This is a genomic window from Pseudomonas sp. NY8896, assembly GCF_039634505.1.
On record NZ_CP132350.1, the window covers coordinates 2,946,538 to 2,967,040 of the forward strand.

The following is a 20,503-nucleotide window of genomic DNA, read 5'->3' on the forward strand; positions in this document are numbered from 1 at the left end:
ATACACCGAGTCGCCTTCTTCGCGGGCATGCCCGCTCCCACGGGTATTCCGAAAGCCTTTAGTGGTTGCTTTAGAACGGCACGGCCACGGTCAGCTGGCTGTACACGTTGGTGCCGTTGCCGCCGACCTGATTGCCACCGTTGCTTTCATCCTTGCGTGGCTGGTACAGGCCCACCAGCGGGCTGATGATCAGGTGGTCGTTGACTGCCCATTCCACATACAGGTCCAGCTCCCTGGCATCGAGGTTGAGGCTATCGCGGGTGCGTACGGTGTCGAAATCGAAGTACAGCGCGCCAACCGTGAGGTTTTCCAACGGCGTCGCCTTCACGCCCACATGGTGGATGCCGGTATTGCTGTTGAACGGGCCGGCGTAGTTGGCGGCGACTTCGCCCTGGAACCAGGTGCCATAACCGGAGGACAAACCGCTGAACAGCGAGTCCCAGCCGGCTGAGTAGCGGGTGTAGCGGTAGGTGATCGACGGTGCCCAGGGCAGGTCGGCGAAGGTGTAGCCGGCCTGCAGGTACCAGGCTTGCTCGGGGCCGTCGGTCTTGTCCTGCCAAGCGTATTCAAAGGCAAAGCTGGCATTGTCGATGCCGGCGCTGCCTTCGCCGCGCACGCTGTACACGTCCATGCCTTCGCGGGCTTTCTGGAACTCGCTGGCCCACTGGTCGGCAACGTCGATGCCGTGAATCCAGGTCAGCCCCAAAGTGCCCAGGGCGTGGGTGTAGTCCAGCGTGCCAGCGGCCAGTTCGGTTTCGGCCTGGGCGCGGTTGTCGGATTTCAGCCACAGCAGGCTGCCATGCAGGCCATCGCTGCCACCCAGGCGCAGCATGGCGGTGCGGTCGAAGGCATGGCGGGCGGCCAGATAGTAGGCACCACCCCGATCGAGGGCGCCGTCGGCCACGCCATTACCGAGGTTCGGGCCGTCGTCGTTGATCAGGAAACCACTGCCCAGGCGAATGGTCTGGCGGCCTGCGGAAAGGTCCACGCCATCCTTGCCCAATACCGGGAACAGATCGCCTGAGCGCCAACCCAGGAAGGCGTCCTCGATCTTGGTGGTGCGTTCCGAACCATCGGTATTGCCGGCCGCATCGCCGTCGCCCCAGGTGGCCGAGCTTACCCAGTTCAGGCTGCCATACAGCGTGCCGTTGCCGGCCAGGCCCTGGTCACCGCTGAGGCCATACTTGATGAAGCCTTCGCGCCAGGTCGAGCCGCCCGTGGTGCCGTCGTAGTTCTTGCGGCTATTGAACATGCCCCATACCGCCAGCATGTCGGCGTTCAGGTGGCTGTCCTCGTCGGCGTACAGCTCAACGGCCGGCGCGGCCTGGCTGGCCAGCAAGGTTGCCAGTGCCAGGCTGGACAGCGTCTGTGGTTTGACCATTTGCACATCCCTCGTTTTTCTCGGCCGCCTGCAAGGCGGCCCTTGTTGTTCGGGGGCACCCTCGGTCTGGCGAGGGGCCATCGCGGTTGGCGGCGATGGCCTATTAGGGCGTGTGCGGTAGGGCGGGGTCTTGTTCGTGGCTGCCAAGGCGTTTGCACGCCTTGGCCAAGGGGTGTGGTCAGTAGCGAATCATCACCGACTTGAGTTCGGTGAAGTCATCGATGAACGCCGAGCCGAACTCGCGGCCAACGCCGGATGCCTTGATGCCACCAAACGGCACAGCCGGGTCGAGTAGTGTGTGCATGTTCACCCACAGGGTGCCGGCCTGGATTTGCGGGATCATGCGCATGGCCTTGCCCAGGTCGTTGGTCCACAGGCTGGCACTGAGGCCGTAGGGCGAGGCGTTCATCAACTGCAGCAGCTCGTCTTCGTCGTCATACGGCAGGAAGGTCGCCACCGGGCCAAAGGTTTCCTGGTTGAGCAGGGTGTCGTTGGCCGACCTGGCGAGGATTACCGTAGGTTCGACAAAGCAACCGGGGCCGTCGCCCAGCTTGCCGCCATGGATGATTTGGCTACCTTCGGCGCGCGCAGTGGCGAACAGTTCCGCCAGCTTCTGCTGGTGTGGCTTGTTGGCCACCGGGCCGAACTGAGTGGATTCGTCCAGCGGCGAGCCGATCTTCAGTTGGCCCAGGCGCTGGGACAGCGCGTCCAGCAACGGGTCGATGCGCGAACGGTGCACGTAGAAGCGTTCGCCAGCCGCGCAGATTTGCCCCGAGTGCAGGAAGCCGGCTTCGATGATGCCGTCCACGGCCTTGTCGGTTGCCACGTCGGGCAGGAAGGCCACCGCATTCTTGCCACCCAGTTCCAGTGTCGCCCGGGTCAGCTTGGCACCCATGGCAGCCTGGCCGACGGCGATGCCGGTTGGGACCGAGCCGGTGAATGAAACTTTGTCGGTACCGGCGTGCTCGATCAGTGCCTTGCCCACCAGGCCGCCACCGGTCAGCACGTTCAGCGCCCCGGCCGGCAGGCCGGCTTGTGTGGCCAGTTCGGCGATGCGCAGCAGCGTCAGTGGGGTAAATTCACTCGGCTTGAGGATGATGCTGCAGCCGGTGGTCAGGGCCGAGGCCAGCTTCCAGATGGCGATCATGGTGGCGAAGTTCCACGGCACGATGCCCACCACCACGCCGATCGGCTCGCGCAGGGTGAAGGCACTGTAGCGCTCACCGGCGAACGAGGGCAGCGACGGGGTGATGGTCTGGCCGGTGATCTTGGTGGCCCAGCCGGCGTAGTAGCGCAGGAAGTGCGCGGCCTGCTCTACTTCGAAGGCGCGGGAGATACCAATCAGTTTGCCGGACTGCACAGTTTCCAGCTGCGCCAGCTCTTCGCGGTGGGCTTCCAGCAGGTCGGCCAGCTTGAACAGCACCGCCGCGCGGGCGGCGGGGCTGGTGTGCGACCAGGTGGCAAAGCCTTGGCGCGAGGAGCTGACGGCATGGTCGACATCGGCCTGGTTGGCGTCGGCGATGTGGGCGATGGTCTGGCCGTTGGCTGGGTTGACCACGGCGATTGTCGACGACGACTGGCTGGCGAGGTGCTGGCCGTGGATGAACACGCCATGCTCGCGGGCCAGGAAGGCCGTGACGGCAGGTAGGAGGGTGATGTCGCTCATGCAAACTCCGGGGCAGGTGGCCAAAGCTTGCAGCTTAGTGAGCGGGGCAGAGCGGTTCTTGTGCCTGCGTGACAGGGGCATGACTGTGGCTGCCAAGCGATGAGTCAGCCTTGCGCGATCCCTTGTAGGAGCGGCCTTGTGTCGCGATCGGGCTGCGCAGCAGCCCCCGTTTTTTGCATCACAGCCAATATCGCCGGGGCCGCTTTGCGGCCCGATCGCGACACAAGGCCGCTCCTACAGGGGCATCGCCAGGCTCTGGAGCTGATTGCTGGCAGGCAGCAACAAGCCCGGCGGCAGCCATCGGCAAGACGGCATGCCACCTGCAGCGCACAGTAATCACTCGTTCAACGCCACAAAAACAAGCCGGGGCATAACGATGTCACTCAATAACAAGCTCACCGAGCACCTCAACCGCGGCACGGTCGGTTTCCCCACCGCACTGGCCAGCACCGTCGGGCTGATCATGGCCAGCCCGGTGATCCTCACCGCAACCATGGGCTTTGGCATCGGCGGCAGCGCCTTCGCTGTGGCCATGGTCATTGCCGCACTGATGATGCTGGCGCAATCCACCACCTTTGCCGAGGCCGCGTCGATCCTGCCGACCACGGGCTCGGTGTACGACTACATCAACTGCGGCATGGGCCGCTTCTTCGCCATCACCGGCACACTGTCGGCCTACCTGATCGTGCATGTGTTCGCCGGTATCGCCGAAACCATCCTGTCGGGGGTGATGGCGCTGGTGAACTTCGAGCACCTCAACACCCTGGCAGAGTCAGCCGGTGGTTCGTGGTTGCTGGGGGTGTGTTTCGTGGTGGCGTTCGCGGTGCTCAATGCCTTTGGCGTCAGCGCGTTCAGCCGCGCCGAAGTGGTGCTGACCTTCGGCATGTGGACCACCTTGATGGTGTTCGGCGTGCTGGGCCTGATCGCAGCACCTGCGGTGGAGCTGGACGGCCCGTTCGGCGTGTCGCTGGTGGGCACCGACCTGATGACCATCCTGTCGTTGGTCGGCATGGCCATGTTCATGTTCGTCGGCTGCGAGTTCGTCACGCCGCTGGCGCCCGAGCTGCGACGCTCGGCCTGGGTGCTGCCACGGGCCATGGCGCTGGGCCTGTTCGGCGTTGCCAGTTGCATGTTCATCTACGGTGCGGCGATGAAGCGCCAGGTGGAAAACGTGGTACTGGATGCCGCCAGTGGCGTGCACCTGCTGGACACGCCCATGGCCATCCCGCGCTTCGCCGAGCAGGTGATGGGCGACATCGGCCCGGTGTGGCTTGGTATCGGATTCCTGTTCGCCGGTGCGGCGACCATCAACACACTGATGGCCGGCGTACCGCGCATTCTCTATGGCATGGCGGTCGACGGCGCGTTGCCCAAGGTGTTCACCTACCTGCACCCGCGCTTCAAGACGCCGCTGCTGTGCATTCTGGTGGTGGCGTTGATCCCTTGCCTGCATGCCTGGTACCTGGGTGGCAACCCGGACAACATCCTGCACCTGGTGCTGGCCGCCGTGTGCGCCTGGAGCACCGCCTACCTGCTGGTGACGCTGTCGGTGGTGATTTTGCGCATCCGTCGCCCGGACCTGCCGCGTGCCTACCGCTCGCCGCTGTTCCCGCTGCCGCAGATCCTCTCGAGCAGCGGCATCCTGATCGGCATGGCGTTCATCACGCCGCCAGGCATGAACCCCGCCGATGTCTACGTGCCGTTCGCCATCATGCTCGGTGCTACGGCGGCCTACGCGTTGTTCTGGACGCTGTGCGTGCAGAAGGTCAACCCGTTCAAGCCGGCGCGGGTCGAGGATGTGCTTGAGAAAGAATTCGCCGCCGAACCTGGCCACGCCGTGGAGCACCTGCAGCATGATCAGAAGTTTGCGTGAGCACCTGCTGGCGCCTCGGGCGCCTTCAGGTTACCGCCCAGGGGCGACGCTGATGTGCCTGGCGCGCAACCTGGGGCAGCAGGACCTTGCAGTTGCGGGGGTGCTCCACGACCCGGCTCAGGGCTGGCAGGCCAAGGTGCACGAACGCGTCGAGGCCCACCTGCTGATGCACATCGTCACCTGTGAGTTCCAGCTGCAGTTGCCTGCCCCGCAACAAGGCGAGGTCAGCCTGGAGCTGCGCCATACCGGTGCGCTGCGCCGTACCGGCCTTGCCTGCGTGTACCGCAAGGGTGATCGGGCGCGCTTCGCTCAGTTGCGCGACCGCTTGCTGCAGCAGACCGCGCTGGTGGCGGCGCTGATGCCGCTGGATTTCAAGCGCCTGAGCCTGGCCTGTCGCGACGGTCAATGGCTGCTGACGCTGGAGCACATGGGCGGCAGCGAAGTGGTCAACCGTATGCCGGCGTTTCGTCGCTACATCCCTATCAGCCCGCAACAGCGGGCGCACCTGATGGCCAGCCTGGCTCAGTTCAGCCGTTTGCTCCCCAGCCTCTGACGCAGCTTGGCACATGCCTTGCTGTGTCTAACGACAAATGATGACAGTTGTGCGTGCATTGATAACATGTTAACAATGTGCGCATAACAACAAATCCTGCGTCGAGGGCAGCCATGCATACTCAACAATCCAACCGTCAGGGGCTGGAACGCTGGACCACGGCCATGCAACAGATCTGTGGCCGTTTCGAGACGGAGCTTGCGTCCAATCACTCGCTGTTCATCGGCGAGGTCTCCACCTTTTCCCGCGCTGGCTTGCCGCTGGCCAACCTGCGCACCAATGCCGGCAACATCCGTCGGCTGGGCGAAAACCCCACGCTCGACGATGACCAGCATTGCTTTCTGGTCAGCCAGCGTGCGGGTCACTCCACTGTATCTCAGGGTGGCCTGCAGGTTAGCCTGGCGCCGGGTGAGCTGCTGCTGATGGATTCGGTCGGGCGTTGTGAAATCACCCCTAGCGGCCTGATCGAGCATGTCTCGCTGGCGCTGTCGCGCGAGCAGGTGCGCAAGTACGTGCAGGGCAGCGGCCCGATGTTCGGCAAGATATCGTCGAGCAACGCCTGCGGGCGCATGCTGCATGTGTTGATGGACCAGCTGTGCAAGGACGGCAACGTCAGCGGTGATGGTGCCCAGGGTGATGCGCTGCAGACCGCCTTCATCGCCTTGCTGGAGCCGGGCTTCGAGCGTAATGGCGAGGCGCCGGGCAACCTTGGGGCATTGAGCGGTGCCAACCTGCGTGGCTATGTGCAACAGGTGATCGACGAGTCGCTGTCACAGCCTGGGCTGACCCCAGCCAACCTTGCCGGGCGCCTTAACATCTCGGTGCGCCACCTGTATCGGCTGTTCGAGGAGGAGGGGGACAGCGTGTGCCGCTACATTCAGCGGGCGCGCCTGATGCGCAGCGCCGATGATCTGGCCAACCCGTTTTTCAAGGGCGAGTCGATCACCTCGATCGCCTACAAGTGGGGGTTTACCGACTCGGCGCATTTCAGCCGTTCGTTCAAGAAGCAGTTCGAACGCTCGCCCAAGGACTACCGGGCTCAGGCCACCGCCAGGTAATGCTTGACGAATGAATCGCTCAACACTTCCCAAAGCACCGGGGTGCCCTTGGTCACGAACCAGGCATCACCGGGCTTGTAGCGGGTGACCTGGCCGGTGGATTCATCGGTCAGCTGGATTTCGCCGGTCACGATTACGGCCTGTTCGTCGAACGGGTAGACCATGCGGAACTTGCCGCGCGTAGTGCCGAAATAAGCACTGCTGACCGCGTCGTCAGGCGCGCCGTAGGTCATCTTGCCAAAGGCTTTCACGTCGCCTTCGAGTATTTCCGAGCCCAAATCGGCAACGCTGCCCCAGGCATCGAGTTCGGATAATTGTACGCCTTGCTTGGCGGCGGTAAGGGTCATGGCAGTTCTCCAGGGTTGAGTCGAACAGGTTCAGCGGCGGCCGTTGAAGTAGCCAGACAGCTGGTGCACGGTCTTGCCGGCGGTGAGCAGCAGCGGGCGCAGGTAGTCCTTGCCGAGGATGCGCGCATGCTTGACCGAACTGACCAGGTCATAGCGCCTGGAGCCTTCGAGCATGCCCTCGGCGAGGATCTTGCAGATGATGTGGCTGGGGGTGACGCCAAAGCCGGAGTAACCCTGCACGTAGAAGGCATTGGGCCGGTTGCCGAGGGTGCCGATTTGCGGAAACAGGTTGGCACTGGTGGCCATTGGTCCGCCCCAGGCCAGGTCGATGCGCACGTTTTTCAGGTAGGGAAAAATCTTCAGCATCAGCGCGCGGTTCCAGGCCTTCAGGTCCAGCGGAACGTGCTCGACGAAGGGGGTGGCGGCCCCGAACAGCAGGCGGTTCTCACGCGTGACCCGGTAGTAGTCGATCACCGGGCGGATATCGCTGTAGGCACCGCGTATCGGGCTGATGCGCTCGATCAGTTCATCCGGCAACGGCTCGGTCATCATCTGGAAGGCATAGGTGTTGATGGTGCGTGCGTGCAGCTCCGGCTCCAGCTTGTTGAGGAAGCTGTCGCACGCCCACAGCAGCTTGCTGGCGCGTACCGAACCGCGGCCGGTGCGTACCTTGATGCGTTCGCCGTAGGTCACTTCCAGGGCCGGGCTGTGTTCGAAGATGCGCGCGCCATGGCTGACCAGCGCCTGTGCTTCGCCCAGCAGCAGGTTCAGTGAATGCACATGGCCACCGCCCATATGCAGCAGGGCGCTGCTGTAGGCGGTGCTGCCGATGATCTGGTGCACCTCACTGCCGCCGAGAAAGCGGATTTCGTCGCGGGTGTTGATTGCCTTGAATGCCTTTTCCCACTTGCGCAGGGTTTGTTCCTGGCGGTGGTTGAAGCCCATGTAGCCATAGCCGTGGCAAAAGTCGGCGTCGATGGCGTAGCGGGCGATGCGTTCCTTGATGATGCCTGCGCCCAGCTCGCTGATCTCGAACATTTCCTTCACGCCTTGGTCACCCACGCTGCTGCGGATGTTTTCCAGGTCGTGGCCGATACCTGCCATGATCTGCCCACCGTTGCGCCCGGTACCGCCGTAGCCCAGGTAGCGGGCTTCGAGCACGACCACATTGGCCACACCCTGTTCTGCCAGCTCCAGCGCGGTGTTGATACCGGAGAAGCCACCGCCGATCACCACGACATCGGCTTCGATGTCATTTTCCAGGGTGGGGAAATTCAGGTTGTACTTCTTGGTCGCCGAGTAATACGTGGGGCTCTCGAGGGTGATCATGACGCAGCCTGCTGAATTGGAATTGTGATAGGGCCGTTTGCCGGGCGCTGGCACATGAGGCCATTGAGCGCCTGCCGATCATCAGCTGTCTTGCGCTTGCCTGCCAGCAAGTGTAACCAGCCTGCCACACGCAATCGGCGGCTGGCGCTGCTTCTTGGCAATGGGTAGAAAACATTCTATTAATGTATTAATGATTGTGCACTGGCATACTCGCCGGTTTGCTATTCCCAGCCCCACGAGCCCGCATGACCACACCAAGACCCTCCCTGACCCTGACCCTGTTGCAGGCGCGCGAAGCCACCATGGCGTTTTTCCGCCCAGCGTTGAATGCCCATGACCTGACCGAGCAGCAATGGCGGGTAATCCGTATCTTGCGCCAGCAAGGCGAGCTGGAAAGCCATCAGTTGGCTGAACTGGCGTGCATTCTCAAACCCAGCATGAGTGGTGTGCTCAAGCGCCTGGAACGCGATGGGATCGTGGCGCGGCGCAAGTCGGCAGAAGACCAGCGCCGGGTGTTCATCAACCTGACCGACGCGGGGCAGCAGGCATTTGTGGCGATGAGTGAGGAAATGGCGCGCAACTACGACAAGATCCTCGCCCAGTTTGGCGAGGACAAGCTGCAGCAACTGATGCAGTTGCTGGATGAAATGAAGCGGATCAAACCCTGACGCGCCAGCCGTCAGCGGTTGAGTGACAGCGAGTCTTCGAGCACTTTCAGCAAGGCTGTCGCGCGCCGCTCATAGGCGGCGGGGCCTGCGTACATCAGCTCTACATACAGGCTGTCGATGATGCCCAGGTAGGCATCGGCGTACAGCGCCAGGCGGCTTTGCTGCTCATCAGCCCAGTTGTTCCGAGCTTGCAGGGCCTTGCAGAACCCTTCGCGTATGCCGTCCAGGTACTTTTCGAAGCCGCAAGTGACAACCGGCTTGATGCCCGACGGGGGCAGGAAGGCCGTGCGCAACACGAAGCGCAGCGCAGCGGAGCCGCGATAACGCTCGGCCAGGTGCAAGGCCAGCCAGTGCCCGGGCGCCAGGCCGTCGCGATCTTCCTGCGCAAAACCCTGTTCGACAAACGTCGTTTCCTGCACCAGCGCACGCTGGAACACCTCCACGAACAAAGCATCCTTGTTGGCGAAGTGTGCATACAGTGAAGCTTTGCGCATGCCGGCCAGCTGGGCGATTTCGTTCAGCGAAGAGGCATCGTAGCCATACTCGGCGAAGTGGCCGACGGCGGCATCGCACACACGCACCGCAGAAGGGGAAAGGTCTTTCAACAGCATCGCTCCGTCAGGGGCGCGGCAGGCCGCGCGCGTCATATGGGTGGGATTGTGGTGATCGCAAATGCACGGGTCAATGCTTGTGGCTGGGCAATTTCTGCACACCATGAAAAGTGCAATGTTCCCCTCGTAACGTGCATTCCGCCGCCCAATCGCGGCTCACATACTGAACGCGTCTTCGAATCCAATAAGAAAGAGACCGTTCATGAAAAAGCCAAACCCCCTGCTGGAAGACCTGAGATCCATCCTGCCGACCATCGCCGCCAATGCCATGCGTGCAGAACAGGACCGCAGCGTGCCGGCAGAGAACATCACCCTGCTGAAAAGCATCGGCATGCACCGCGCTTTCTTGCCCAAACACTACGGCGGCATGGAAATCACCCTGCCGCAATTCGCCGAGTGCATCGCCCAGCTGGCGGGCGCCTGCGCCAGCACCGCCTGGGCCATGAGCTTGCTGTGCACCCACAGCCATCAGATGGCAATGTTCTCGCCCAAGCTGCAGCAGGAGGTGTGGGGCAGCGACCCGGATGCCACTGCCAGCAGCAGTATCGCGCCATTTGGCCGTACCGAAGAGGTCGAGGGTGGCGTGTCGTTCAGCGGCGAGATGGGCTGGAGTTCTGGTTGCGACCACGCCGAGTGGGCGATCGTAGGTTTTCGCCGCAACAATGCCGAAGGCACTCAGGATTACTGCTTCGCCATCCTACCGCGCAGCGATTATGAAATCCGTGATGACTGGTATGCCGTGGGCATGCGCGGCAGTGGCAGCAAGACCTTGATCGTGCGTGACGCCTTCGTGCCTGAGCACCGTATCCAGAAAGCCAAGGACATGATGGAGGGCAAGTCGGCGGGCTTTGGCCTGTACCCGGACAGCAAGATCTTCTTCGCCCCATACCGCCCGTACTTCGCCAGCGGTTTTTCCACCGTGAGCCTCGGCGTTGCCGAGCGCATGCTGGAGGTGTTCCGCGAGAAAACCCGCAACCGCGTGCGTGCCTACACCGGTGCTGCCGTGGGCGCTGCTACCCCGGCGCTGATGCGCCTGGCCGAATCGACCCATCAGGTGGCCGCCGCCCGGGCACTGCTGGAAAAAAGCTGGGACGAAATTGCCGAGCACAGCGCCCGCCATGAATACCCCTCGCGTGGCACGCTGGCATTCTGGCGCACCAACCAGGGCTATGCAGTGAAACTGTGCATCCAGGCCGTGGACCGCCTGATGGAAGCGGCCGGTGGTGGCGCCTGGTTCGAGAGCAACGAACTGCAACGCCTGTTCCGCGATTCGCACATGACCGGCGCCCATGCCTACACCGACTACGACGTTTGCGCGCAGATCCTCGGCCGCGAGTTGATGGGCCTGGAGCCCGACCCGACCATGGTCTGAGTCGCTTTCCGTTTCAACCATCCCTCACAAGCACAACAACAATCAGGGCGGGCTGCCAGGCCTGCCCGGGAGTCTTGCATGTCCAATGAAACCTTCGACGCGCGTGCCTTCCGCCGCGCACTGGGCAACTTCGCCACCGGCGTTACCGTGGTGACCGCAGCCGGCCCCAGTGGCCGCAAGGTGGGCGTCACCGCCAATAGTTTCAACTCGGTGTCGCTGGACCCGGCGCTGATCCTGTGGAGCATCGACAAACGTTCGACCAGCCATGAAGTGTTCGAAGAGGCCTCGCATTTTGCCGTGAACGTTCTGGCTGCGGACCAGATCGACCTGTCCAACAACTTCGCCCGGCCCAAAGAGGACCGCTTTGCCGGTATCGACTACGAGACGGGCGTTGGCGGCGTGCCATTGTTCGTCGATTGCGCGGCACGCTTCGAGTGTGAAAAGTACCAGCAACTGGACGGTGGCGATCACTGGATCCTGATAGGCAGGGTGGTGGCGTTCGATGATTTCGGCCGCTCGCCGCTGCTGTACCACCAGGGCGCCTATTCCATGGTGCTGCCACATACCCGCATGACCCAGCGTGCAGAAGGGCAGGCACCCAGCAGCCACTTCCAGGGCCGCCTGCAACACAACCTGTATTACCTGATGACCCAGGCATTGCGCGCCTACCAGGCCGACTACCAGCCACGCCAGTTGTGCACCGGCCTGCGTACCAGCGAGGCGCGCATGCTGATGGTGCTGGAGAACGATGCGGGGCTGAGCCTGAACGACCTGCAACGGGAAGTGGCGATGCCGGCGCGGGAGATCGAGGAAGCGGTGGCCAACCTCAAGCGCAAAGGGTTGATTGCCGATGATGACGGACGTGTGCGGTTGTCGGTGAAGGGCGTGGACGAGACCGAGGCATTGTGGACCATTGCCCGGGAACAGCAGGACAAGGTGTTCGGGCAGTTCAGTGAAGAGCAGCTGGAGACTTTCAAGACAGTGCTCAAGGCACTTATCAACATCTGATCTCGCTGTGGATGGCACCGGAGAGGCCGGTGCCATCCACACAGATACCTCAGTAGACACTCCCCCCGGCACTGCCAACCATCGGCGTATCTTTGAACTTCCCTGCCAGCTCGCGCAGCCCGCGCATCAGCACCGTGGTATCCACACCGACGGCCACAAATGCCGCACCCAGCTCGATATAACGTCGCGCCAGTTTCTCATCCGCGCTGAGAATACCTGCAGCCTTGCCCGCCTTGCCGATGCGTACGATGGCATCCTCGATCGCTGCCTGCACCTCTGGATGCCCAGGGTTGCCCCGATGGCCCATGGCTGCGCTCAAGTCCGCAGGCCCGATGAACACGCCATCCACACCTTCCACCGCAACGATCTCGTCCAGGTTGGCCAGGCCTTCCTTGTTTTCGATCTGCACCAGCAGGCACATCTGTTCATCGGCGTGGTCCAGGTAGCCGGGGATGGTGTTCCAGCGCGATGCCCGTGCCAGTGCGCTGCCCACGCCACGAATGCCGTTGGGCGGGTAATGCATGGCCTTGACCAGTTGCTGCGCCTGTTCAGCGCTTTCCACCATCGGCACCAGCAAGGTCTGAGCGCCGATGTCCAGCACCTGCTTGATCAGCGCGGTATCACCGATTACCGGGCGGATTACCGCCTGGCTGGGGTAGGGGGCCACCGCCTGCAACTGCGCGAGCATGCCGCGCAGGTCGTTGGGGGCGTGTTCGCCGTCGATCAGCAGCCAGTCGAAACCGGCATTGGCGGCCAGCTCTGCGCAGTAGGCATCGGCCAGGCCGAGCCACAGGCCGACCTGCGGCTCGCCGCTGCACAGGCGTTGCTTGAAGTGGTTGATGGGCATGTCCATGGGCTGGTCCTCAAACGAAGCGGCAGGCGATGGCGCCGAGCATGTCGTAGTCGACGTGGAAGGTATCGCCTGGGCGTGCGGCCACCGGGCGGGTGAACGAACCACCGAGGATGATCTGGCCGGGCTGCAAGGTGACGTCGTACGGGGCCAGCTTGTTGGCCAGCCAGGCAACGCCTTTGGCCGGGTGATTGAGCACCGCGGCGCTGACACCGGACTCCTCGATCACGCCGTTGCGGTAGAGCACTGCCGGCACTTTGCGCAGGTCGATCTCGGTGGGGCGCACGGCCCGTCCGCCCATCACCACGCCGGCATTGGCGGCGTTGTCGGAAATGGTGTCGAACACCTTGCGGGTGGCCTGGGTTTGCGGGTCCACCTGCTGGATGCGCGCATCGATGATTTCCAGCGCCGGGATCACCCATTCGGTGGCTTCCAGCACATCGAAAACAGTGACGTTGGGGCCTTTCAGCGGCTTGCCGAGGATGAACGCCAACTCCACTTCAACGCGCGGCACGATGAAGCGTTCGAAGGGGATGTCGCTGCCTTCATCGAACAGCATGTCGTCGAGCAATGCGCCATAGTCGGGCTCGGTGATGTTCGACGACACCTGCATGGCACGCGAGGTCAGGCCGATCTTGTGGCCCACCAGCTTGCGCCCGGCGGCGATCTTTTTCGCCACCCAGGCGCGCTGGATGGCATAGGCGTCTTCGACGCTGATTGCGGGCTGCTCCAGCGAGAACTGGCGCACTTGCTCGCGGGAGCGTTCGGCCTGGTCGAGGCGTTCGGCGGCTTGCTGGATGAAAGCGTTGTCTAGCATGGGGACAGTCTCTTGATTCAAGGGTTGACGATGGCAGCTCGGGTGCGCAGCACCAGCAGGCCACCCAGGGCGATGAAGATGGCGAGCACATACAGGGCCAGGCTGGCGCTGTGGGTGGTGTCGCGCACCCAGCCGATGAAGTAGGGCGTGAAGAACGAGGCGATGCTGCCCAGCGAGCTGATCAGAGCAATGCCGGCGGCCTGGGTGCGGGCGTTGAGGAAGGCCGGCGGCAGTTGCCAGAACATCGGCAGCGCAGCGCTGGCGCCCATGCCGGCCAGCACCAGGCCGGCCATTACCGGCCACGCCTGCTCGGGGGCAAGGGCTGCGATGGCGATGCCGGTGGCGGCCATCAGCAGGGGGACGCACAGGTGCCAGCGGCGTTCGCGCAGGCGGTCGCTGGAGCGGCCGCAGGCCAGCATGAACACGCAGCCGGCCACGTACGGCACAGCGCTGAGCAGGCCGACACTGGCGTCGCTGGCCACCCCGGCACTGTGGATCAGGCTGGGCATCCAGAACGCCAGGGTGTTGACCGCCAGCATCACCGCGCAATACACCGCCACCAGCAGCCACAGTGCACGGCTGGCGAAAATGGCGCTGAACGAGGTCACCGGCTTGCGCTGTTCTTCCTCACCGAATTGCGCGCGCAGCGTGGCTTTCTGCTGATCGTCCAGCCAGCTCACCTTTTCGAAATGCTCCGGCAGCACGGCCAGCACCACCAGGCCCAGCAGCACCACAGGTGCGCCTTCGAGCAGGAACATCCACTGCCAGCCACGCAGCCCTGCGGTGTCGTGCATGAAGGCCAGGATGGCCCCGGACACCGGCCCGCCGACGACTCCGGCCAATGGCACGGCAATGGCGAACAGCGCCGTCACCTGGGCGCGCCGCCCGGCCGGGTACCAGCGGTTGAGGTAGACCAGGATACCTGGGAAGAACCCGGCCTCCGCCGCGCCCAGGGCGAAGCGCAGCAGGTAGAACGCGCTGCTGCTTTCGATCAGCAGCATGCTGGTCGACAACAACCCCCACACCACCATCAGGCAGGCGATCCAGCGGCGTGGGCCGACCCGGTCGAGCATGAGGTTGCTGGGTACGCCAAACAGCGCATAGGCGATGAAGAACAGCCCGGCACCCAGGCCGTAGACGGTGTCGGACAAATGCAGGTCCTGGCTCATCTGCATCTTGGCGAAGCCGATGTTGATGCGGTCCAGGTGGGCGAACAGGTAGCACACCAGCAGCAGCGGCATCAGCCGCCAGGTGACTGCCCGGTGGGTACTGTCGACCCTTTCAGTGTGTGCCTCGCGTGGCGAGGCGTGTTCGAGTGTGCTCATGTTTTTGTACTTGTTCTTCAATGAGGCGGGGAAGGGGCTTTCGAGCCGGCGCGCTAGCGGTTGAACAATGGGTGCAAGGTGCTGTGCTTGGCGTCGTAGACTTGGGCGGTGCTGTGGTCGATCTGTACGGTGATGCCGATTGGGCGCTGTTGCAGCAGTGGGTCCAGGCGGGCTTTCAACACCGCCAGCAGGCTGTCGCCCACCGCCTTGTGCACCTCGGTGCTGCGGCCGGTGGCCATGCGCAGGTTGGCGTACAGGAAACCGTATTCGCCCTTGCCATCTGCCACTGCACTATGGGCGGCGGGGTAGGCCAGCACGCGGGTGCCGCCGGTGGGGAACACAGCTTTGCCTTCACCATCGCGCTGTTCGAGCATGGTGTCGGCCAAGGCGCGGCATAGGCCGGGGATGTCGGCATCGGTTTCCAGGTCGGGGGTGTAGAGCAGAACCAGGTGTGGCATGAAGGGTATCCTCGGCGAGCCGCGCCCGCCATCCGCCGGGACGGCCAGGCGCAAGCAGGTGAATTACAGGCGGCTGGTGGACACCACGGCTGCCGGGTTGGCGGCCTGGGCTACAGGGATGGCGCTGCCATCCTGTGGGGTAACCGGGAAGATCGCGTTGATCTGGCCGGTGCCGGAAGAGCCGAAGTAGGGCGTGACCACCTCGGCCTTGCCGTCGTAGTCGGACCAGCCCAGCGCACCGAGCAGCATCGCCGTGTCGTGCATGAACCCTTCACCGTGGCCTTTGGCGGCGTATTCAGGGAGCATGCCGCAGAAGGCTTCCCACTCGCCGTCTTGCCACATTTGCACCACGCGATGATCAAGGGTTTCCAGGAACGGGCTCCACACCTTGGTGGCGAAGTCCGGCGCCTGGCCGTTCTGCGCGAAGCGGTGCGACAGCGAACCGCTGGCCAGGAATGCCACGGTGCCGTCGTAGTGGTCTTCTACTGCCTTGCGCATGGCCCAGCCCAGGCGGGCGCTGTCGGCCAGGTAGTGCGAGGTGCACAGTGCCGAGACCGAAACCACCTTGAAGTGCTGGTCCTGGTTCATGTAGCGCATCGGCACCAGGGTGCCGTACTCCGGGGCGAGGGTGGTGGCGTGGTGGGCCATGGTCTCGACATTGAAACGGTTGCATTCCTCTGCCAGCAGCTTGCCCAGCTCGGGGTTACCGGGGAAGGCGTAAGGCATGTTGCTGATGAAGTGCGGCAGTTCGTTGCTGGTGTACACACCCTCGAAATGCGGCCCGCACAACACGTGGTAGTTGGCGTTGACCAGCCAGTGGGTATCGAACACGACGATGGTGTCCACGCCCAGCTCGCGGCAGCGGCGGCTGATTTCGTGATGCCCGTCGATGGCTGCCTGGCGAAAGCCCTGGCGCGGGCCTGGCAGTTCGGACATGTACATGGACGGTACATGGGTAATCTTGGCAGTGAGAGCGAGTTTGCCCATGGAAAGCTCCGGTTACAGAATGTTGTTGTTTTCGGCGGCTGACGCGGTACTTGTGGGAGCGGCCATCTACGGTTTGCTCACACGCCCCAGCGCGGAATGTGGTGGCTACCCATGGAAATACACACGTTCTTGATCTCTGCAAAGACCTCGAAGCTGTACTGCCCGCCTTCACGCCCGGTACCGGAACCTTTCACGCCACCGAATGGCTGGCGCAGGTCGCGTACGTTCTGGCTGTTGATGAACACCATGCCGGCCTCGATGCCACGGGCCAGGCGGTGGGCCTTGCCGATGTCCTGGGTCCAGATGTACGACGCCAGGCCGTACTCGGTGTCGTTGGCCAGCTGCAGCGCTTCTGCTTCGTCCTTGAACGGGATCAGGCACACCACCGGGCCGAAGATTTCTTCCTGGGCAATGCGCATCTTGTTGTTCACATCGGCGAACACGGTGGGCTGGATGAACTGCCCTTTGGCCAAATGCGCCGGCAGGTTGGCCGGGCGTTCCAGGCCACCGGCGACCAGGCGTGCGCCTTCTTCCATGCCGATGCGGATGTAGCCGGTGACCTTGTCGTAGTGCTGCTGGGTGATCATCGAACCGACCTGGGTTTTCGGGTCGGTCGGGTCACCGACGATCAGGCGCTTGGCGCGCGCCGCGAACTCGGCGACGAACTGCGGGTACACGCTTTCCTGGATGAAAATGCGGCTGCCGGCGGTGCAGCGTTCGCCGTTCAGCGAGAAGATGGTGAACAGCGCGGCGTCCAGCGCACGCTCAAGGTCGGCATCTTCGAAGATCAGCACCGGCGATTTTCCGCCCAGTTCCATCGAGTACTTTTTCAGGCCAGCGGTCTGCATGATCTTCTTGCCGGTGGCGGTGCCGCCGGTGAAGGAAATAGCGCGTACATCCGGGTGACGTACCAGGGCGTCGCCAGCGGTGGCGCCATAGCCCTGGATCACGTTGAGCACGCCGTTGGGGATGCCGGCTTCGACAGCCAGGCGGCCCAGTTCGTTGGCGGTCAGTGGCGACAGTTCGCTCATCTTCAGCACGGCGGTGTTGCCCAGCGCCAGGCACGGCGCGGTCTTCCAGGTGGCGGTCATGAACGGCACGTTCCACGGGCTGACCAGGCCGCACACACCCACCGGCTGGTACAGGGTGTAGTTGAGCATCTGGTCGTCGACCGGGTAGGTGTGGCCATCCATGCGTGTGCACACTTCGGCGAAAAAATCGAAGTTGTGCGAGGCACGCGGGATCAGCACGTTCTTGGTCTGGTGGATCGGCAGGCCGGTGTCGAGGGTTTCCAGCTCGGCCAGTTTCGGCACGTTCTGGTCGATCAGCTCACCGAGCTTGCGCATCAGCCGGGCACGTTCCTTGGCCGGGGTGTTGGCCCACTTGGGGAAGGCTTCCTTGGCCGCGGCCACGGCTTGCGCCACTTCTTCGGCGCCACCGCTGGCGACTTCACAAATGGCATCGCCGGTGGCCGGGTTGTAGTTGACGAAGGTGTCTTTGCTCTCGACCTCACGGCCGTTGATCCAGTGCTTGATCATGCTGCTCATGCCTTGTTGTTCTTGAAGAAATCAGCTTCGCTGACGATGCGGTTGACCAGGCGGCCGACGCCTTCCACTTCCACTACCACTTCATCGCCCGGCACCACGTCGGCCAGGCCTTCTGGCGTGCCGGTGGCGATCATGTCGCCTGGCTGCAGGGTCATGAAGCTGGAGAAGTATTCGATAAGGTGCGGGATGTCGAAGATCATGTCCGCCGTGGTGCCTTCCTGCTTCAGCTCACCGTTGATCCAGGTGCGCAGCTTCAGGTTGCTGACGTCTGGCACATCGGCCGCATCGACGATCCACGGGCCGACCGGGGTGGTGGCGTCGCGGTTTTTCACCCGCAGGTTGGGGCGGTAGTAGTTTTCCAGGTAGTCGCGGATGGCGTAGTCGTTGCACACGGTGTAGCCGGCAACGTAGGCCAGGGCGTCCTCACGCTTGACGTTTTTCGCTGCTTTGCCAATGACCGCGACCAACTCGCACTCGTAGTGCATGTACTCGACGTTGTCCGGGCGCCAGGTGACCTGGCCGTGGCCGGTGTAGGTGCCGGGCGACTTGATGAAGGCCAGAGGTTCGGTGGGCGGCGCGAAGGCCAGTTCCTTGGCGTGATCGGCGTAGTTCAGGCCCAGGGCGAACATGCTGCCGGTGGCGGGCGGCAGCCAGGTGACCTGGTCTTGATGGACCAGGCGGCCATCGGCAAGGCGCAGGTGGTCGCCTTCGACCGTGACATCATGGGCCTGGCCGTCGAACTGGATACGGGCGTGTTTCACAGGTAATTCCTCACTCGGCGACGATGTGGTTGGTCAGCTTGCCCAGGCCGTCGATCTCGATATCGACGCGGTCGCCTGGCTGTACATCGACGCGGCCCTCGGGGGTGCCGGTGATCAGGATGTCGCCAGCGTGCAGGGTCATGAACTCGCTGATTTCGGCAATCAGCTGGGCCACCGTGCGCACGCAGTTGGCGGTGTTGTTGTGCTGGCGCAGTTCGCCATTCACATACAGGCGCAGGCCTAGGGCATCGGGGTTGGCTACCTGGCTGGCCGGCACCAACGCTGGGCCGATCGGGCAGAAGCCATCACGGCACTTGGCCTTGACGGCCGGGCGGTAGTAGCTGTCTTCGGGCAGGCTGGTTTCGTTGACGATGGTGTAGCCCGCCACATGCTCCAGGGCGTCCTCCACACTGACGCGGCTGGCGTCCTTGCCAATCACCACACCCAGCGCCGGGCCAGGTTGCAGGCGCTGTACGTTGGCCGGGAACAGCACTTGGCCTTCATGCTGGTTGCGCGTGTTCGGGGTTTTGACGAACAGCACTGGCTTGACTGGCAGTTGCTTGTACGGTGCTTCGACGAACGCCGCTTGGTGCTGCTGCAGCAAACCCCGGTAGTTCAGCGCGACGCCGAACAGGGTGCCGTTGGCAACGTCATGCAGGGCATGGCTCATGCTCTTCTCCTGGCAGTGCAGGGCGATGGCCGTCCTGCGGATTTTGTTAATGTGTTAATGTTATAGTTAATATGTTAACGATGGTCAAGAGGTGGCCAGTGGCGCGTGCCGACAAGGCGGTGCACCATGGGCCATCGTCAACAGGGTCAAGCGATTTGCGAGCAAGCAGCCATGAGCGACCGGCATCCGATACCGAACATCAACATCGGCCAGGTCTATGACCAGCGCTACAGCGACAGCGAGGTGCATTACGACCGGCTGGGCAACCTGGCGGGCTTTTTCGGGCGCAACATGCCAGTGCACCGACATGACCGGTTCTTCCAGGTGCATTACGTGAAATCGGGCACGGTGCGGGTGTATCTGGACGACCAGCAGTACATCGAGGCCGGGCCGATGTTCTTCCTCACGCCGCCCACGGTGGCACACGCGTTCGTTACCGAAGCCGACAGCGACGGGCATGTGCTGACTGTGCGCCAGCAACTGGTCTGGCAATTGATCGAAGCCGATGCCAGCCTGCTGCCGGCGGGCATGCAGGTGCAGCCGGCCTGCGTGGCGCTGGGCAACCTGCCGGCCGAATACAAGGCCGAGGCCCACCGCCTGCAAGGCTGGCTGGAAGCGCTGAGCGACGAGTTCGCCACACAGCAACCGGGGCGCGAGGCGGCGCTGCAGTCGCTGACCCGCTTGATCATGGTCAGCCTGCTGCGGCTGTGCCCCAACTCGCTGGAATCGACCCCGGCGCGGCATGAGGACTTGAAGATCTTCCACCGTTTCAATGCACTGATCGAAGCGCATTACCTCGAGCACTGGCCGCTGGCCCGCTACGCGCAGCAGGTTGGCGTGACCGAGGCGCGGCTGAACGATGTGTGCCGGCGTATCGCCGACTTGCCATCCAAGCGCCTGGTACTGGAGCGGCTGATGCAGGAGGCCAAGCGCTTGCTGTTGTTTTCCGGTAGCACGGCCAACGAAATCTGTTACCAGCTCGGCTTCAAGGACCCGGCCTATTTCAGCCGCTTCTTCAACCGCTACGCCAAACTCACGCCTGGGGAGTATCGCCAGCGGCAGGCACACTTGCAGTGACAGGGCCATGGCGGCGCACCCGGTATGTGTTGTTGTTTGTACCGGATAGTCGCAGCCCGCGCGCTGGGCTTGAATGGGTTTTCCGTGGAACAGATTGCACTTTCCATCGTGCATGCCCTTAAATTTGTGAACTGAGAAAAACCAC

20 protein-coding genes are annotated in these 20,503 nt (G+C 63.2%); 7 read left to right on the top strand and 13 right to left on the bottom strand.

Features of this window, described 5'->3' with window-relative positions:
* Positions 1–70: 70 nt before the first annotated feature.
* Both Q9451_RS13320 and Q9451_RS13325 read right to left on the bottom strand, forming a co-directional pair.
* Positions 71–1,381, bottom strand: a complete 1,311-nt coding sequence (locus Q9451_RS13320; RefSeq protein WP_012273126.1) for a hypothetical protein — start codon at positions 1,379–1,381, stop codon at positions 71–73.
* 178 nt (positions 1,382–1,559) lie between these two features.
* On the bottom strand, positions 1,560–3,047 hold the full coding sequence (locus Q9451_RS13325; RefSeq protein WP_012273125.1) for an aldehyde dehydrogenase family protein: 1,488 nt from the start codon (positions 3,045–3,047) through the stop codon (positions 1,560–1,562).
* Between the two features lie 376 nt (positions 3,048–3,423).
* Between Q9451_RS13325 and Q9451_RS13330 the strand changes: the two genes are divergently transcribed.
* The 3 genes from Q9451_RS13330 to feaR all read left to right on the top strand — a co-directional run bounded on the left by Q9451_RS13330 (position 3,424) and on the right by feaR (position 6,531).
* Entirely contained in the window at positions 3,424–4,920 is a 1,497-nt protein-coding gene (locus tag Q9451_RS13330) for an APC family permease (protein ID WP_345960944.1), read from the top strand.
* The gene (locus Q9451_RS13335; RefSeq protein WP_012273123.1) at positions 4,901–5,473 is read left to right on the top strand and encodes a DUF3156 family protein; all 573 of its coding nucleotides are present in this window, start codon (positions 4,901–4,903) and stop codon (positions 5,471–5,473) included. Before Q9451_RS13330 ends, Q9451_RS13335 begins: the two co-directional genes overlap by 20 nt.
* 113 nt (positions 5,474–5,586) lie before the next feature.
* A complete protein-coding gene (gene feaR, locus Q9451_RS13340; protein ID WP_012273122.1) occupies positions 5,587–6,531 on the top strand; it encodes a transcriptional regulator FeaR in 945 nt (314 codons plus the stop codon).
* Here the strand turns inward: feaR and Q9451_RS13345 are convergent.
* Together Q9451_RS13345 and Q9451_RS13350 are read right to left on the bottom strand one after the other, a co-directional pair.
* Entirely contained in the window at positions 6,513–6,878 is a 366-nt protein-coding gene (locus Q9451_RS13345) for a cupin domain-containing protein (RefSeq protein ID WP_012273121.1), read from the bottom strand. The genes feaR and Q9451_RS13345 overlap by 19 nt on opposite strands.
* A gap of 30 nt (positions 6,879–6,908) precedes the next feature.
* The gene (locus Q9451_RS13350; protein WP_012273120.1) at positions 6,909–8,207 is read right to left on the bottom strand and encodes an FAD-binding oxidoreductase; all 1,299 of its coding nucleotides are present in this window, start codon (positions 8,205–8,207) and stop codon (positions 6,909–6,911) included.
* A gap of 245 nt (positions 8,208–8,452) precedes the next feature.
* Here Q9451_RS13350 and hpaR point away from each other — a divergent pair, with 245 nt between their 5' ends.
* Entirely contained in the window at positions 8,453–8,875 is a 423-nt protein-coding gene (gene hpaR / locus Q9451_RS13355; RefSeq protein ID WP_012273119.1) for a homoprotocatechuate degradation operon regulator HpaR, read from the top strand.
* Positions 8,876–8,886: 11 nt separating this feature from the next.
* Here hpaR and Q9451_RS13360 read toward each other — a convergent pair whose 3' ends face one another.
* Positions 8,887–9,486, bottom strand: a complete 600-nt coding sequence (locus Q9451_RS13360) for a TetR/AcrR family transcriptional regulator (RefSeq protein WP_012273118.1) — start codon at positions 9,484–9,486, stop codon at positions 8,887–8,889.
* 202 nt (positions 9,487–9,688) lie between these two features.
* Here Q9451_RS13360 and Q9451_RS13365 point away from each other — a divergent pair, with 202 nt between their 5' ends.
* Positions 9,689–10,858 (top strand): p-hydroxyphenylacetate 3-hydroxylase oxygenase component, encoded by a 1,170-nt coding sequence (locus Q9451_RS13365; RefSeq protein ID WP_012273117.1) that lies wholly within the window; start codon positions 9,689–9,691, stop codon positions 10,856–10,858.
* A gap of 78 nt (positions 10,859–10,936) precedes the next feature.
* Positions 10,937–11,866: a p-hydroxyphenylacetate 3-hydroxylase reductase component gene (locus Q9451_RS13370; protein ID WP_012273116.1), complete on the top strand. Its 930-nt coding sequence runs from the start codon at positions 10,937–10,939 to the stop codon at positions 11,864–11,866.
* A 49-nt stretch (positions 11,867–11,915) separates the two neighbouring features.
* On the opposite strand, the gene hpaI is transcribed toward Q9451_RS13370, so the two are convergent.
* The 8 genes from hpaI to Q9451_RS13410 all read right to left on the bottom strand — a co-directional run bounded on the left by hpaI (position 11,916) and on the right by Q9451_RS13410 (position 19,281).
* Positions 11,916–12,719 (bottom strand): 4-hydroxy-2-oxoheptanedioate aldolase, encoded by an 804-nt coding sequence (hpaI, locus tag Q9451_RS13375; protein ID WP_012273115.1) that lies wholly within the window; start codon positions 12,717–12,719, stop codon positions 11,916–11,918.
* Between the two features lie 10 nt (positions 12,720–12,729).
* On the bottom strand, positions 12,730–13,533 hold the full coding sequence (gene hpaH, locus Q9451_RS13380) for a 2-oxo-hept-4-ene-1,7-dioate hydratase (protein ID WP_012273114.1): 804 nt from the start codon (positions 13,531–13,533) through the stop codon (positions 12,730–12,732).
* Between the two features lie 17 nt (positions 13,534–13,550).
* Positions 13,551–14,858: an MFS transporter gene (locus Q9451_RS13385; protein ID WP_012273113.1), complete on the bottom strand. Its 1,308-nt coding sequence runs from the start codon at positions 14,856–14,858 to the stop codon at positions 13,551–13,553.
* A 53-nt stretch (positions 14,859–14,911) separates the two neighbouring features.
* On the bottom strand, positions 14,912–15,316 hold the full coding sequence (locus Q9451_RS13390; RefSeq protein ID WP_012273112.1) for a 5-carboxymethyl-2-hydroxymuconate Delta-isomerase: 405 nt from the start codon (positions 15,314–15,316) through the stop codon (positions 14,912–14,914).
* Between the two features lie 63 nt (positions 15,317–15,379).
* Positions 15,380–16,303 carry a 3,4-dihydroxyphenylacetate 2,3-dioxygenase gene (gene hpaD, locus Q9451_RS13395; RefSeq protein ID WP_012273111.1) on the bottom strand — a complete coding sequence of 308 codons (924 nt, stop codon included), beginning with the start codon at positions 16,301–16,303 and terminating at the stop codon, positions 15,380–15,382.
* Between the two features lie 77 nt (positions 16,304–16,380).
* Positions 16,381–17,841, bottom strand: coding sequence for a 5-carboxymethyl-2-hydroxymuconate semialdehyde dehydrogenase (hpaE, locus tag Q9451_RS13400; protein ID WP_041166752.1), 1,461 nt, complete (start codon positions 17,839–17,841; stop codon positions 16,381–16,383).
* Between the two features lie 5 nt (positions 17,842–17,846).
* A complete protein-coding gene (locus Q9451_RS13405; protein ID WP_012273109.1) occupies positions 17,847–18,611 on the bottom strand; it encodes a fumarylacetoacetate hydrolase family protein in 765 nt (254 codons plus the stop codon).
* Positions 18,612–18,621: 10 nt separating this feature from the next.
* A complete protein-coding gene (locus tag Q9451_RS13410; RefSeq protein ID WP_012273108.1) occupies positions 18,622–19,281 on the bottom strand; it encodes a fumarylacetoacetate hydrolase family protein in 660 nt (219 codons plus the stop codon).
* Between the two features lie 171 nt (positions 19,282–19,452).
* On the opposite strand from Q9451_RS13410, the gene hpaA reads away from it, so the two are divergent.
* Positions 19,453–20,358, top strand: a complete 906-nt coding sequence (gene hpaA / locus Q9451_RS13415; protein ID WP_041166751.1) for a 4-hydroxyphenylacetate catabolism regulatory protein HpaA — start codon at positions 19,453–19,455, stop codon at positions 20,356–20,358.
* Positions 20,359–20,503 lie beyond the last annotated feature (145 nt).